Source organism: Phycisphaeraceae bacterium (assembly GCA_019636555.1).
Lineage (GTDB): Bacteria > Planctomycetota > Phycisphaerae > Phycisphaerales > UBA1924 > JAFEBO01.
The window spans coordinates 1,254,304-1,269,497 of record JAHBXH010000001.1 but is presented as its reverse complement, the minus strand read 5'-3'; the positions used below and the strand labels follow the sequence as shown (position 1 = coordinate 1,269,497).

Sequence of the window (15,194 nt, the reverse complement as noted above, 5' to 3'; positions counted from 1 at the left end):
CAGGGTCAATCAATTCCCCGTGCCGCGAGCCAACGCTCGGCGTCGAGCGCTGCTTGGCAGCCCATACCCGCTGCGGTGACAGCTTGTCTGTACGCACTGTCCGCGACGTCGCCCGCCGCGAAAACTCCTTCGATGTTGGTGTAGCTGCCGCGGCTTTTGAGTGCGACGTAGCCGCCGCTGTCGAGTTCGACCCCGCTGTCCTTGAGGAACTTGGTCGCGGGCGTGTGCCCGATCGCGATGAAGAGGCCTTTGACGTCGAGCGTCGAGGTCTCGCCGGTGACGGTGTCCTTCAGCTTCACGCCGGTAATCTTCTCATCGCCGAGTACGTCTTCAACCGCCTTGTTCCAAAGCACTTTGGCGTTGTGCCGGTCGAGATAGCGCTTCTGCATCACCTTTGAAGCGCGGAGCGCGTCGCGCCGATGGATCACGTACACGGTTGAAGCGAACTTGGTCAGGTACGTCGCTTCTTCCATCGCGGTGTCGCCGCCCCCCACGACCGCGAGAGGCTGCCCGCGGAAGATCGGCAGTGCGCCATCGCAGACAGCGCAAGCGGAAACGCCGCCCCCCAGAGTGGCGAGGCGCATCTCGTTCTTGAGCCCGAGCCAGTTCGCGACGGCGCCGGTGGCGATAATGACGCTGTGCGTCTTGACGATGTCGCCGTTTGAAACGTGAAGTTCGAACGGCCGCTTCGAAAAATCGCAGCGAACGACGTCTTCCCCAACGACGCGCGTGCCGAAGTGCTCGGCCTGCTGCTGGAAGAGCGACATCATCTCGGGGCCGGCGACTCCTTTCGGAAATCCCGGGTAATTCTCGACATCCGTTGTGAGCATCAACTGCCCCCCGGGGAGAACCGGACCCGGATCCTGCTTGGGGATGCCGACATACACGAGCGGCTCCAGCTGCGCCCGCGCGGCATAGATCGCCGCGGTCCACCCCGCCGGCCCGCTGCCGATGATCACGACCTTTTCGACCCGGCCGGATTGGTTCACTTGAGCTCCCCGATCTCGCTGAGGTATTGGCGGTACAGACTCAGCTCGCTCGGCCAGATCAGGTAATCAACATCGGGTGCGATTTCGACCGTGTTCTGCACGCGCTTCGCCCAGCCCTTTCGGTTGTCTGCACCCCAGCTGTAGATGACGGCCGTGTCGTTTTTCAACTTGACCGAGAAGTTGTCGCCGTTTTCCGTCACGATGTTGATCTCGTGCGGCGGAGGGGTGACGTTCGGATCGACAACCTGATCTCGGATCGGCACGAAGTATTCAAGCGGAGGCCGATTGCCGCGGGCGAGTTCGGGATTGAACGGATCGATATCAAGCCTCGTCATCCATTCGGGGGCCACGGACGACAGCCTCGGCGGGAACGCCCCCAAGGCGTAATAGGTCCCGACGATCGCCAGGGCCGCGCGGGTCCCCACCATCTCCGTGCGAACTGCCTGCCTGAGGTTGAACAGTTTCGACATGTCCGGCACGGTGGCCTCGATGACGGCAAAGGTTGCCTTGTCGAGCTTGTTCCGCTCGAACTCGAGGGCGTTGAGATTGTGGAACCAATCGAGCGGCCAGCGCTGGGTGTAGTCCTCGGAGGTCTTCCGAATCTCTTCGATCGTCGCAGCGCGATCGGCGTGCCCCGCACCCGCGCTCTTCCATTCGGCGGCCTCGCTGAAGAGCCTCAACGGCTGCTCGGACGAAGTCAGCGTCGCCATCGTCGTCGGGAAGGTTTTCTCGTTGATACCGCCCTTGGGAGTTGTGACGATCGCGACGGTTTGCTCGGCACCGATGAGGTCGCCGATCGGAAAGAGAATTCGATCGGTCCGAGCCTCGCCCTTCTCATCCAAGGCGTTGATGATCGCCGCGATCTGATCGCGGGTTAGAAGCCGCTTACCCCGGAAATCGACGTACGCGATATCGCGGATGCGTTCGAGCGATCGCACCATCGTGTCAAGGCCCCAGCGTGCTTCGCGAAAGAATTGACGGTCGGCGAGCTGGCGGCCGAGAATGACCACACGCCCCATCAACTTCACCGCGTCGAAGACTTTTCCTTCGGCTTGGAGCCGCGTCGCCTCGATGTTGGCCAGAATGCACAAGTCGGTCAGTTTCGGGAGGTAGAGAAACTGAGCCGCGGCCAGGAGCGGCGGGTCACCGAGTTCGGTGTACATCTTGGCCTTCACGATCGCCGGCGTCACGGCGGCAACGCCGTACGGCTGACCCCACGCCATCGGGGCTCCGCTTGATTGCGGCTCCGTCGCTTTCATGAGGGCCTCGATCGCCGCGCGTTGGGGCGGCTTTTCCGCCCATTCCACCGCCTCTTTCCACCCTTGCATTCCGGGAACGATCAAACGGGCACGCTGAATATCGCGGACACCATCCGGAGGCGCCTCCATCGCCATAAGGGCGGGAATCAGAATGGTGTCGCTGCGCTTCGCCGACGAAATATTCGCGTAGAGCGCGTTCACCCGCGAGACGTAATCCTGAGCCCGTGCCAGCGGCACCGCCAGCGCCACGGACAATGCCAACAACATCCGTACGAGTCGAGTCTGCATGAACCGATCGTAGCCAAAGGCACAATCGTCCGCAAAAAACAAAGCCGGGGCCTTTGCCCCGGCTGTTTGTTCTCATGTTGGAATCTCGTGCTCAGCCCGCGCGGCTGCCTTCAAAGCTCGAGGCCGAAAGCCGAACCTGACGGGGCGGCGCAGCCTCGTCGCGCCGGCCGGCTTCCCGCTCGCCTTCGCGGAAATACCGGCTGGGGCGCTCGTCGTTCAAACGCTGATTCAGCTTCGTTAAGGCTTCATCCACGATCTGGCGGACACGCTCGCGGCTGATGCCGACTTCCTCGGCAACTTCCTTCAGCGTCAGCGGCTCGCAGCCGTCAAGGCCGAAGCGCAACCGCAGAATACGGGCCTCGCGATCGTCGATCGTTTCGAGCAGCCGACGGAGCGTCTCGAGCTCGTCGTCGCGCAGAATGTTATCGTGCGGTGTTGAGTGGCGCGAGTCGGCGAGGATGTCGCTCATCTTGAGCAGATCGCCGTCGATGTCACGCGCGTCGCCGCTGGGGCTCTGGAACGCCTTGACCGCACGCTTGATGACGCGGAGCTTCTTGACCGGGAGGTCCATGGCCTTCGCCAGATCCTGCAGGCTGGGTGGATAGCCCAGTTCCTGCTCGAGCTTGCGGGCCGCGAGCTTCCACTTGGCGATCAGTTCCACCATATAGGCGGGAACATGCACGGGCTGCGTCGCGTTGACCAGAGCACGCTTGATCGCCTGTTTGATCCACCATGAGGCGTACGTGCTGAATCGAGCGCCTTGGGAAGGATCGAAGCCTTCCACCGCTCGAAGCAGGCCGATGTTGCCTTCTTCGATCAGGTCGGAAAGCGGCAGGCCTCGGTTCGAATAGTTCTTGGCGATGGCCACAACGAGGCGAAGATTCGCGCGGATCATCCGCTCGCGCGACTTCGGGCAGTTTTCGTTGATGATCGCCCAACCAAGTTCCTTCTCCTCGTCTGCCGTGAGAAGCTTGGTCCGATTGATTTCCTGAAAATAAACGTGCAGGTCAGATTGGACCTGAACAGAACCCTGACGGGTTCTTGCAGTACTTCCTGCCACTGTTCTACCACCTTCCGGGGCACCACACCCCTCTCGTCCACTCCTCGGCCCGGCCACACAAGCCCGGGCACACCACACAGAAGGCTACGCAAGGACACCGACAAAGGTTGCAATCGACGTTGAGCATCGAAGACATCACCTCGTTCTGGTTCTTTGCGCAGCTCCTCCTACTTGAACCATGACACAGACTGCGCCAAATGCAAATCCGGCAGCCAGAAAAAGCGAAAATTTTCACCAAACCGTGCAGCCCGACCTGCCGAAATCACCGGATTGTTCTTCGTACACCGTCTTCACCCTATCGAATTTCGAACATCCCGGAGGTTTCAGGACTAGATTGCTAGGGTTGCCTTGTTCCCGATGAACCACGACCTCAGCAAACTCCTCGAAGAATGGGCCTACGAGCCGGGCTCGATCAACGCCCGCCTTATTCAGGGCGACGATGGCCAGCCCCGGATCCAGATTCGGGTCGACCTGGGGATTCTGCAGATGTACCCCACCGGGCGCCCCGACGGCGAACGCCCCCACGGGTTTCCGAGCCTGCTCGAGTACTTCGAGGCCCAGCTCGACTCCAAGGCGGAAGAGGAAGAAGGCGCGACTTCCGAACGCTTCTCGCTCGATCAGGAGGATTGCCGCCTGCTCCGAGAAGAAGCCGTGCAGTACTACCACCGTTACCTCGCGCTGCTCGCGCTCGAAGACTTCGAGGGCGTCGTCCGCGACACGACGCGCAACCTCCGTGTTCTCGACCTGTGCGCGACGCACGCGGAAACCGAAGCCGACCGCAGCGTTCTGGAGCAGTTTCGTCCTTACATCCTGATGTTGCGCGCCCGAGCGATGGCGAGTCAGGCCCTGAAGGACAACGAGCCCAAAGCCGCGGTCTTCGCCATCGATCAGGGACTCGAATCGCTTCGCCAGTATTTCTCGAGCGTGGGACAGCCGCAGATGTTCGACGCTTCGGCGGAAGCCGACATGCTGCGCGGCATGCGCGAATCGCTGGTGCCCAAGTTGCCGGTCAGCCAGCACGCCGAACTGCGCACGCGTCTGGCCGAAGCGATCGAAAACGAGAACTACGAGCTCGCGGCCATTCTTCGCGACGAGCTCAAAATGATGGGCAAGACCGCGACTCCGCTTCCGGCGTCGGCAACCCCCGAGCAAGGCAGCAAGCCGCCGGACGAGAAGAACGACAAGCCGGCGGAGTAGGACAAGGGCGCTTCGCGCGCTCCATGCCCGGGAAGTTCAGGCTGATTGAGCCTGAGGTTCGAGGCCGGGGCCGCGGCGCTCTTGCAGCTTCTCGAAAATTTGCTTTTCCATGGCGTCGGCCGTCACAACTTCTTCGACGACCGCGTGATCCGCCCCCGCTTCGTACGCGCGGAACGCGCCGCTCAAGAACCCGGTGCGGCAGGCGATAAACGTGGTCGCCGAGAGCCCGCGTGCGATCGCGATCGCACGGAGCGTCGATTCATCATCCGGGATCGTGATGACCACGGCGTCCGCCTCGCGAGCCCCGGCGGCTTCGAGAACCTCCGGGTTCGTGATATCGCCGTACAGAATCGAGCGCCCCAGCCGTCGCTGCCTGCGGATTGTCTCCGGATTGAGTTCGATGACGGTGTACGGGACTTTGTGAACATCGAGACGCGCCGCAAGACTCCGACCCACCGGCCCGAAGCCGGCGATGATGACATGGCGCGCGTTGATCGTTTCGCGCCTATCGCCATCGCTGTTTGCGGGGGCCGCGGCTTCAGTCTTGATCCGAACGCTGAACCGACGATTCCACGGAGGCGGCCCAACCCTTTGCATCCGGGTCGCGAGCGGGTGCGCGTACGCGAACAGGAATGGCGAAAGGATGAGCGAGAGCACGACGACCGCGATCAGGGCGCCCATCGGTCCGCCCGAAATGATCGGCGATGGCGACGTCTGCCCCGCCGCGGCGAGCAGCACGAGGCTGAATTCTCCGGCGTTGCCGAGGTAGATCGCCGTGATGATGCCGAGCGGCGCCGAGCCGCCGAGCGCCCAGACGGCAACCCAGTTCACGAAGATTTTGATCGCCATCAACGCGACGACGCCCGCCGCGATCGGCCCGAGATACGGGATGATCTCGTGCACGTGGATGCCAAGGCCGACGGTCGTGAAGAAAATCGCCATGAGCAGATCGCGGAGCGGCTCCAATTGCCCGGCGAGCTGCGTTCGGTAGGGAGTGAGCGCGAGCAAAAGACCCGCGAGGAAGGCTCCAAGTTCCGGGCTGAAACCGAGCAAGCTGGTGGTGACCGCCGCCGCGAGCGCGATCGCGGCCGAACTGACGAGCACCAGCTCCTTTGAGCCCACACCTGATTTCCCGGTCGAGCCACGGGATCCGATATCCGCGAGGAATTCGAGCACGATGGGGAGCGCGTACCGCCCGATCATCAACAGCAGCGTGACGCCGGCGAGACCGATGAGCACCGAAAGACCGGTCTTCGCGAAATCGGGCGGCGTCATCTCCGCGCCGTGGCTTGAACTCGCGGCGTTCCACGCGGCAACCGCCGGCATCAGCCCGAGCATCACAATCGACAGGAGATCCTGAGCGATCGAAACCCCGATGCACAGACGGCCGTGGGTCTGGTGCAATTCGCGCCGCTCCTGCAAGACTCGAAGCACGACGGCCGTGGAGGAAATCGACAGCGCCATGCCGACGGCGAGCGCTGCCGGTGCCGAAAGTCCGAACAAAACACCGGTACCCCACAGCACGAGCGCCACTGTGAGCGTCGCGGTCAGACCGAGCCCGAAAACCGAGATCATCGAACGTCTGAGCGAATCCAATTCCAGTTGCAGTCCGATGGTGAACATCAGCAGCACCGTCGCGAACTGGCTGATGTTCTCGACTTCTCCGAGTCCGATGTCGTAGCGCTGTCGGATCGCTTGCGCGAGGATGGAGACGAGCGCTCCGGCGATGATGTAGCCCGGAATGATCTGGAGCCGCAGCCGGCGAAAGAGCGTCGCGACAAGGGCCGCAGTCACCAGGATGACGACCAACCCCACAGCGGTGTTGCCGTGCGCCGCCTCGGCGTGGACCGCTTGCTCAGCAAGCAAAAAGGCGCTGCCGGCGATCAAGCGGTCACCTGTCCCGCCTGATCTCCAAGAGCTTTCTGGCGTTGCACGAGCACGGCGAGAAGCGTCACGTCGGCGGGCGTAATGCCCTCCAGCCGGCTCGCCTGGCCGAAAGTCTGCGGACGAAACTTGTCGAGCGCCAATCGCGCTTCGGTCCGCAGGGGTGTCAGCGCGCTGTAGTCGATTCCTTCCGGCAAGCGGCGTCTCTCCATTTCAAGGCCTCTTCGGATGTCTCCCTGCGCACGCTCGATGTACGGCGCGTAGCGCCGCTCAGCGAACACCGTTTCCCAGACTGATTCGGGAATCGAGCTATCCGTTCCGTTGGCCGTGAGCAGGCTCATCAGTCTGATCGCGTCGAACTCAGGCATCCGTACGAGTTTCGCGAGCGGCTCGCCGTTCACGGAGGTTTTTTCAACCTGCTCGTCGACCCGGCGGCGGTGCGCCGCTCTCTTCTCGAAACGGCGCCAGCGCGTTTCGCCGAGGTCTGTTGCGAGCAAGCCCAATTCGCGGGCAACCGGCGTGAGACGATCGGCGCTGTTGTCCGCCCGCAGAATCAAGCGGTGCTCGGCGCGGCTGGTGAACATCCGGTACGGCTCGACCGGCGTCTTGGTCACAAGATCATCCATCAGCACGCCGATGTACGCCTGCTCGCGACCGAAGGTGAATGGCGAGCGTCCGAGCGCGCGCAAGGCGGCGTTCAGACCCGCGACGAGGCCCTGTGCCGCGGCTTCTTCGTATCCGCTGGTCCCGTTGATCTGCCCGGCGAGAAAGAGGCCCTCGACGAGTCGTGTCATTCCGGTCGACGCGATCTGGTGCGGGCGCACCATGTCGTACTCGACCGCGTAGCCGTAGCGGTAGATTTCTGCGTTCTCGCATCCCGGCATCGAGCGAACGATTCGGTCCTGAACATCGGCGGGGAGGCTCGTTGAAATGCCGTTGCAGTACACCCAGTCGTCGCGAAGCGACTCGGGCTCGAGAAACACGCCGTGGGTCGACCTCTCGGCGAATCGCACGACCTTGTCTTCGATCGACGGGCAATAGCGCGGACCTACCGACTCGATCTGTCCTGAGTACATGGGCGCCCGGTGCAGGTTCGCCCGGATGAGTTCATGCGACTCCGCCGTCGTCCGCGTCTGGCGGCACTCGATCTGCGCGAGAACCGGGAAGCGCATCAGCGACGGCATCATTTCATACGCGTGATCCGACCCGGAAAGACCCGAGAGATCGCTGAACGGAATCGGCTTGCAGTCGCCCCGAGCCGGCTCAAGTTCATCCCACCGGATTGTGCCTCGCTTGAGCCGGGGAGGAGTTCCGGTCTTCAGGCGTCCGAGCTCAAATCCGAGCGAGCGGAGCGCGCCGGAAATACCGACGGCGCTCGCTTCTCCGTAGCGTCCGCCTTCAACCTTGCTCTCGCCGGTATGCATCAGCCCGCGCATGAAAGTTCCGGTCGTGAGAACCACGGCAGGGGCCTCAAGCCGCTCGGCCCCGACGCGGATGCCGCGAATCTCTCCGTTTTCAACAAGCAATTCATCGACCGTGCCTCGCACGACTTGAATTTCGCGGCGCGAAGCGATCATCGCCTGCACGCACTCTGCATAAGCATGCTTGTCGCACTGTGCGCGCGGCCCTCGCACCGCCTGTCCTTTACTTGTGTTGAGAACCTTGAACTGGATACCCGTGGCGTCGGTCGCGAGGCCCATCAGCCCGCCGAGCGCGTCGATCTCGCGGACCAACTGGCCCTTGGCAAGCCCGCCGATCGCCGGATTGCAGCTCATGACACCGGTTTTCGACGGGTCGATCGTGACAAGCGCGACGCTTTGTTCGGCGCGCAGCATGTTTGCGGCCGCCCACGCCGCCTCGACACCGGCGTGACCGCCGCCGATCACGATGACCTGGAATCGCCGCTCGCTCATCGGGCCAATCGTAGGTGAAGCGCCCGATCACTCCAGCCGCACATTGCCCTGTTTGGCGCCGATCCGACGAATCGCTTCTTTCTCCTGATCGTCGAGCGACTCGGGCTTGGGAGTCACGATTCGCACCACGGCATAGAGATCGCCGGGGTCTCCCTTCGAGGGCTGGATTCCCCTCCCTCGCAGCCGAAGCTTCGCGCCGCTCGATGTACCGGGCGGCACGCGAAGCTCCACCGTTCCGTCGAGTGTCGGCACGCTCACGCTCGCTCCCAGGGTTGCCTCCGCGATATTGAGCTGCAGGTCGAGCGAGAGGTCGTTTGCCTCTTCGCGTCGAAAGATCGGATGCCCGCCGACGCGAATGTTCAATACAAGATCTCGATCGCCGGCCCCTTTGCGCATACGCACCTGTTGCCTGTCACGAACCCCGGCGGGGATGTTGACTTCGATTGTTCTGGACTTGCCATCGAAATTCAGACGCAGTTCTTCCGGCCCGCCCTTGGCGGCGCCCATGAACGTCAAAAACAACTCGTGTTCGAGCGGCTCGGGCTCCGGCGCCTGACGCGGGCGGCCCTTTGCTCCGCGCCCACCGACGCCCGCGCTGCCTCCGAATGGGCCGGCGCCGAACGGATCGCGCGTTCTGCCGCCTCCGAAGAACGTTTCGAACATCGAGCCGAGTTCTTCCGGATCGATATCGACTTGATCAACGCGGACATGCTGCCCGCCTTCCCACGGCGTGCGCGGGCCCGACCCGGGTGTGCCTGCTTCGGCCGCGGCCGAACCCGGCACGACGCCGAACTGGTCGTAGTAACGGCGCTTCTTTTCGTCGGAAAGAACGTCGTACGCCTCCTGCACCTGCGTGAACTTCGCGCCAGCGTCGGCGGACTTGTTCACGTCGGGGTGGTACTGGCGCGCGAGCTTGCGGTACGCCTTCTTGATTTCGTCCTGCGAGGCCGACTTGGCCACACCGAGCACGCTGTAAAGATCTTGATCGCTCATCCCTTGCCACAATCCGAGGTGTGCGCGAGAAGTCGCGCGGCAAAACGATAGTCGGCCGGGCGAGAGGCCCGGCCGACCATTGATGGACATCAGCTTGGCTTACTTCGGCTGCGGATTCGCGGGCTGCGGAGGAGTCTCATGGATCGGCTGGCCGTCTGGGCCGATGCGTTCGAGCCCCTTGATCGTTCGCGGATCTTGCCCGCCCACGGTTGTCGGGATGGACACGTCCTTGACGGTCGGGTCCTTCAAACGCATGACTTCAAAGTCAAAGTAAAGATCCGCATAGGGCGGGATGCGCGTACGCATGTTGCCGTACTCGCCGTATGCCTGTTCGTACGGGATGTAGACGCGCCGGATCGTTCCGACGTTGGCGCCGAGCAGAGCCTGGATAAAACCGGGAATGACCTGCTTTTCCGTCACGTAGAACGACAAAGGGTTCGGGGGCTGACGATCGAGCGAGCTGTCGAAGCGGAAACCATTCGGGAGGAACCCGAGATAGTGCACCGTGATCTCGTCGCCCATTTCGCACGAGCGCGAGTCTTCTCCGCGCCGATACTCGATCACGAAAACGTTTCCGTCGCGGGTGAACGTCCGAACCGGTGGCTCGAACTTCTTGAATTCGAATTTGCGGTCGTTCTTGGCGCCCCAAACAACCTGTCCCTTGCTGTCGAAACCCTTGTCGGCCGTGACGATCCGGTCGGGCGTGATTGTCGCCTCGCTCGTCATTTCGACCGCGCCAAGATGACCGGTCGGATACGGATACGGGCTCTTGCCGGAATAGCCGTCTCCTTCAGCGGTCAGATCGAGGTCGATGGTCGCGACGAGATCCTGACGCGAGACCGGGGGAAAGACATCCGGATTGGCCCAAAGGCCCACGAGTGCGCCACCAATCTGACGCCGCGGCTCATAGGTGCGAAGACGAAGACCGTCGCCGTGGCGGTAGACCTGGTAGAAGGCCTGCCGGTACGGCGCTTGGAGGGCGTCAACGCGTGCCTGCTCGACGTAAAGGAGATCCTTCATGTCGGGCGAGCGGCAGGGCGCGACCATCATGGCGACTTCCACAGCCTCTTTCGGATCTGCCCCTTCCGGGAGCGGCGCCGTGGACTTCCAGCTTCCGATCAACATCTTCGCGACCTTCTCGATCTCCGGGTCGCTCCACGTGATCGGCGGCAGCGGCTCGCGAACCTTGGTCGGCTGCGCGGGAGCGGCCTCCGGCGCCGGCGTGGCGGGCTGGCTGTTCGCCGCGGGTTCGTCCGCGACAGCGAAACCGCCCATCATGAGAAACGTGGCGGCCATGGCCATTTTCGAATGCTTGTTCATCCGGGTCTCCTGAATCCTTCCAGCGCGTTCGTACTTGCTTTCGTTCGGCGAGCCCGATCGAAAAATTCAGCCGAAGTTCTCGGACAGCGTCCGGAACCCGGTTATCACGCCAGTTCGGGGAACAACTTCCGCACGACGCCAACCAAATCCTTCACATGGCTGATCGACTCGTCCATGAACTTCTTCTCGGTCGCGTCCATCTTGAACGACAAGATCTTCTCGACGCCCCCGGCGCCCAGAACGGCCGGAACGCCGACAAAGTAACCTTTACCCTTCTGACCGGGAGCGACGCCGAATTCATCTTCGCAGTACGCGGCAGACGGAATGATGCGCTTCTTGTCCTTCACGATCGCCTCGACCATGTCGATCGTGCCGCTGGCGGGGGCGTAGAACGCGCTCGTACCCATGAGTTTGACGATCTCGCCGCCGCCGACCTTGGCGCGCTCGACCGCCGCGTTGATTTTCTCCGCAGGCAGAAGATCGCTGATCGGAATTCCGTTCACGCTTGTGAGGCGCGGCAGCGGGACCATGTCGTCGCCGTGGCCACCGAGCAGGACGCCCTGGATGTCCTCGACGCTGACGCCAAGCTCCATGGCGAGGAACGTCTTGTAGCGAGCGACGTCGAGCGCGCCGGCCTGACCGATGACGCGGTTGGCGGGGAATCCGGTGACTTTCCACGCAACGTACACCATCGCGTCCAGCGGATTACTCACGACGATCACGATCGAGTTCGGCGCGTATTCCTTCACTTTTTCGGCCACCGACTTCACGATACCGGTGTTCACCTGCACGAGATCGTCGCGGCTCATGCCGGGCTTGCGGGGAAGACCGGCGGTGATGACGACGACTTCGGAACCAGCGATGTCCTTGTAGTCGCTGGTGCCGATGATCCTCGAGTCAAAGTTCTCGATCGGACCGCAGCAGGCAAGATCGAGCGCCTTGCCCTTCGCGACTCCTTCTTTGTCGGGAATGTCGAGAAGGACAATGTCGCCGAGTTCCTTGGCGGCTGCCCAGTGAGCACAGGTGCCTCCGATGTTGCCCGCACCGATGATCGAGATCTTCGAACGACGCATAGTGCCTCCGCGAAAGACCGCGACGAACAGCGCGGCCGGTTGAAAATTGGGGGGCGACTATAGGGAACCGCGCGTGTTGACGACCTCGCTCGTGCCCTCTCGGCTCACGTGGACTTGGCAGGAATCCCGATCCGCCCCGGCCGAATCATCGATCGGAATCAGGATTTCGGCGCCGACCCCGGCTTTCCCCTGCGTCGCTGCGACCTGGAATGTTCCGCGAGAGTTCGATGTTTCGTAGACCTGTCTCATTCGGCGTACCCGACCCCACAAGCAGCCGGGCAAGAGTGCGCCAAGATCCAGCAATTCTTCTTTCGCAAGCGGCCGTCCGTATGCGGGACCGACGAAGAGAACTGGCAAGCCCGCGCGTACACGCTTTGAAACCGGTGCCGCGACCATCGTGCCCTGAAATCTTCGGCGCTCGCGCCAATCGCGGAGCGGTTCCGAGCCGACCGGCATTTGAAACGGATCGGATTCGGGAACATATTCGTATCCCGCTTCGTGCGTCGCACGCAAGGCTTTTTCCGCTTCGGCGACGACGTGCGCTATCTCTTGCGGCATTGCGTCCGGTCGCCAGATCGACTCGATTTCGGCGCGAAGCGTTCGTGCGATGAGTGCCGCGCGATCCTGACCGGCGCGGTATTCGTCACCCGGCAGGCAATCCATATGCTCGAGCGCGTGGGCCAGTGCCTGAAGTCCGATGATCGCAGGGACGCTCCTGCGCAGCAGCCCCAGATTGCCGGTTTTCGGCAGCGCGCCGGCGCTTCGGGCGAAATCGCTCCACACCGCCAGCAGGCCGGACCATGTCGTCGCCCTGGGATCCATTCGCAAGCGAAGATAGCACGATTGCGCGACCCAAAAACGAAAAGGCCCGCACCGAAGTGCGGGCCCTTGAAAAAATCCGCAGACACTCAATCAGGCGCGACGGCGGCGGGCTGCAACCAATCCACCGAGACCGAAGAGGGCCAAGCTGCCCGTCGACGGAACGATCTGGCCGCTGACCTGAGTCGCGACGTTCTGCATGTCGACGTCGGTGAAGAACGCACCGCCGTTGAAGATCAACTGCGTCAGGGCGCCGGTGTACGGCATGGGCGACGGAAGGTTGGTATTCCAGTTGGTGCTGGAAGCATCGGTGCCCGTGAAAATCGCGTTCGGCGTGATCACGACGTTGCTGAGCGTGCCGTTGAACGCAATGCCGATCGTCGGCTGGAGCGACCAGAACCCGGAGAGGTTGCCCGCGACGGTGTTGCCGAGCGCGTCGGTCGCGACGAAGTTGCCTGCACCGAGGCCGGTCGTGGCGCTCGTGCGGGTGAAGCTGATATTGATCATGAAATCAGCGAACGTCGCGAGGCTCTTGAAGCCCGCAGCGAACTTCGACTGACCCGCTCCCGGGACCAAGCGGCTCACCGAGCCGTCGGTCTGCAGGCCGCCAACGCCCTGGTCAACGGCGACGGCGGAGAAATTGCCTGCATTCAAACCGGCAGCCGTGTAGGTGCCCTGCAGGTTGTTATAGCCGAAGGTAACGAGAGTGGTCGCGGCCTGAGCGACGCTCACCGTTCCGGCGGCAGCAGCCGCAAACAAAGCCAGAGTCTTGACTTGACGCATCTTTTTCTCTCCTCCACTCTCAATTGAGGGTGTCGATAACGACACCCAATACGGGCTCTCTCGTACCCGCGCGAGCAGTATCGCAGGTACACCACGGGGTTTCAAGGAGAAAATACTGCTCCTAGATCAACATGCCTCAGAATCCAGACAATGCAAACAGAACAGAGTTGGGGCCGAAAGAATTTCGCCGCTCAGACTCCAAACGACATGGTTCTCGGGCCGGTTTTGCCGGTTTCACCCATAAACTCGCCGGTGACGCTTGCAGAACCCCGTTTTATTGATCCCTTGCAACTCGAGCCTTCGGAACGTTACAAGTTGCTGATTGGAGGAGTACTACCCCGCCCAATCGCGCTCGTGTCGTCCATGTCCGTGAGCGGCGAGCTCAATGTCGCCCCCTTCTCGTTTTTCTGCGGCGTGGGCTCCGATCCGATGACGCTCCTGTTCTGTCCGGCCACAAGGCCCGACGGTGAGGACAAAGACACGCTCCGGAATGTCCTGCCAAGATCTGAAGGTGGTACGGCGGAGTTTGTCGTCAACGTGGTTTCACATGCGCTGGGGCGGAAAACGGCAGCGAGCGCCGAACCGCTTCCATACGGGCACTCCGAATTCGAATTCGCCGGTCTGACCCCCGCGCCCGGCCGCCGCGTCAAGGTGCCCCGAGTCGCTGAATCCTTGCTCTCGTTCGAGTGCGTCACGCGCCAGGTCGTCCGAACCAATCCGGGTGTTCCTGCTTCTGGAAATATCGTGATCGGAGAAGTCGTCGGCGTGTGCGCCGCGCCGGGACTCATCAACGAGCGTCATCACGTCGATCCCGTGATGCTCGATGCGATCGGTCGGATGGGCGGCATCACATATGCAACAACTCGCGACCGACTCGACATCCCACCCGGTGCCGCGGCGTTGAAATCACAACCCGAGTCATGAAGCTTTGGCGGCCTTCACGCGCGCCGCGAGCGCGGCATCGATCAGCTGGCCGGTTCGCTGCACACGGTACGCCTCGCTTTGCCAAATGCTCCCGGCGCTCGGCGGAACGTCGATCGAGACGCCGCGCGGCGCGAACTGTTCACGAGCCGATTGCGACGAGGGCTGACTTGCCATCGCCTGCGACAAAGGCTGATTCGCCATCGCCAGCGGCGAAGACTGATCTCGAGCGCTCTCGGGTGCGGCGGACAGATTCACCCGATTATCGAGCGACTTGACTGGCATCGCCAGACTCTGCGGCTGACCCGCCCAATTCGAAGGCATTTCTTCGGGCGAAAGCGGACGCGCATTGGCGGGCAGTCCACCGAGATAGAACGTCGTGCCGGCGGGAACAGTCGGCATCACCATGCCGCGAAACGACGTGTAGTTCGAGCGCGGAAAGACGGCGACGGTCGCGCCGTTTTGCCGGGCAAAGTACTTTTTTCCGTCGATCTCGACTTCGTACACACGATCAAATCCGGATGGCTGGCGCAACCCCGGCGAGAGCACGCGACCCGGACCCGAGAGCGGGCCCATGTCGGCGACGCCCTGCTCGACGGGCTTCAGGGCGGGTTGGCGAGAATCCTGAGCCCGGCCCCAAGCCCCAAAGAGCCCGAAAACAGCGAGCAAGGTGGCACTTCTGCATTTCACGCGGA

At 62.5% G+C, this 15,194-nt stretch carries 13 protein-coding genes; 2 read left to right on the top strand and 11 right to left on the bottom strand.

Annotated features, from left to right (window positions below):
* Positions 1-5: 5 nt before the first annotated feature.
* From trxB to KF691_05175, 3 genes are all read right to left on the bottom strand, one after another.
* On the bottom strand, positions 6-989 hold the full coding sequence (gene trxB, locus KF691_05185; GenBank protein MBX3388830.1) for a thioredoxin-disulfide reductase: 984 nt from the start codon (positions 987-989) through the stop codon (positions 6-8).
* Positions 986-2,536, bottom strand: coding sequence for a hypothetical protein (locus KF691_05180; protein MBX3388829.1), 1,551 nt, complete (start codon positions 2,534-2,536; stop codon positions 986-988). Before KF691_05180 ends, trxB begins: the two co-directional genes overlap by 4 nt.
* Positions 2,537-2,627: 91 nt before the next feature.
* Positions 2,628-3,596, bottom strand: a complete 969-nt coding sequence (locus KF691_05175) for a sigma-70 family RNA polymerase sigma factor (GenBank protein ID MBX3388828.1) — start codon at positions 3,594-3,596, stop codon at positions 2,628-2,630.
* Positions 3,597-3,953: 357 nt separating this feature from the next.
* Here KF691_05175 and KF691_05170 point away from each other — a divergent pair, with 357 nt between their 5' ends.
* Positions 3,954-4,793, top strand: a complete 840-nt coding sequence (locus tag KF691_05170) for a UvrB/UvrC motif-containing protein (protein ID MBX3388827.1) — start codon at positions 3,954-3,956, stop codon at positions 4,791-4,793.
* A gap of 36 nt (positions 4,794-4,829) precedes the next feature.
* Here KF691_05170 and KF691_05165 read toward each other — a convergent pair whose 3' ends face one another.
* From KF691_05165 to KF691_05135, 7 genes are all read right to left on the bottom strand, one after another.
* On the bottom strand, positions 4,830-6,680 hold the full coding sequence (locus KF691_05165; GenBank protein MBX3388826.1) for a cation:proton antiporter: 1,851 nt from the start codon (positions 6,678-6,680) through the stop codon (positions 4,830-4,832).
* A complete protein-coding gene (gene mnmG, locus KF691_05160) occupies positions 6,677-8,590 on the bottom strand; it encodes a tRNA uridine-5-carboxymethylaminomethyl(34) synthesis enzyme MnmG (protein ID MBX3388825.1) in 1,914 nt (637 codons plus the stop codon). The genes KF691_05165 and mnmG overlap by 4 nt, the downstream gene beginning before the upstream one ends.
* Positions 8,591-8,617: 27 nt before the next feature.
* A complete protein-coding gene (locus tag KF691_05155; protein ID MBX3388824.1) occupies positions 8,618-9,583 on the bottom strand; it encodes a DnaJ domain-containing protein in 966 nt (321 codons plus the stop codon).
* Positions 9,584-9,682: 99 nt separating this feature from the next.
* Positions 9,683-10,903, bottom strand: a complete 1,221-nt coding sequence (locus KF691_05150) for an FKBP-type peptidyl-prolyl cis-trans isomerase (protein MBX3388823.1) — start codon at positions 10,901-10,903, stop codon at positions 9,683-9,685.
* A gap of 104 nt (positions 10,904-11,007) precedes the next feature.
* On the bottom strand, positions 11,008-11,976 hold the full coding sequence (mdh, locus tag KF691_05145; protein MBX3388822.1) for a malate dehydrogenase: 969 nt from the start codon (positions 11,974-11,976) through the stop codon (positions 11,008-11,010).
* 57 nt (positions 11,977-12,033) lie between these two features.
* Positions 12,034-12,798 carry a hypothetical protein gene (locus KF691_05140; GenBank protein ID MBX3388821.1) on the bottom strand — a complete coding sequence of 255 codons (765 nt, stop codon included), beginning with the start codon at positions 12,796-12,798 and terminating at the stop codon, positions 12,034-12,036.
* A gap of 90 nt (positions 12,799-12,888) precedes the next feature.
* A complete protein-coding gene (locus KF691_05135; GenBank protein MBX3388820.1) occupies positions 12,889-13,578 on the bottom strand; it encodes a hypothetical protein in 690 nt (229 codons plus the stop codon).
* 252 nt (positions 13,579-13,830) lie between these two features.
* Between KF691_05135 and KF691_05130 the strand changes: the two genes are divergently transcribed.
* Positions 13,831-14,502, top strand: a complete 672-nt coding sequence (locus KF691_05130) for a flavin reductase family protein (protein ID MBX3388819.1) — start codon at positions 13,831-13,833, stop codon at positions 14,500-14,502.
* On the opposite strand, the gene KF691_05125 is transcribed toward KF691_05130, so the two are convergent.
* Entirely contained in the window at positions 14,497-15,168 is a 672-nt protein-coding gene (locus KF691_05125) for a hypothetical protein (GenBank protein MBX3388818.1), read from the bottom strand. The two genes, KF691_05130 and KF691_05125, sit on opposite strands and share 6 nt — an antisense overlap.
* Between the last annotated feature and the right edge of the window lie 26 nt (positions 15,169-15,194).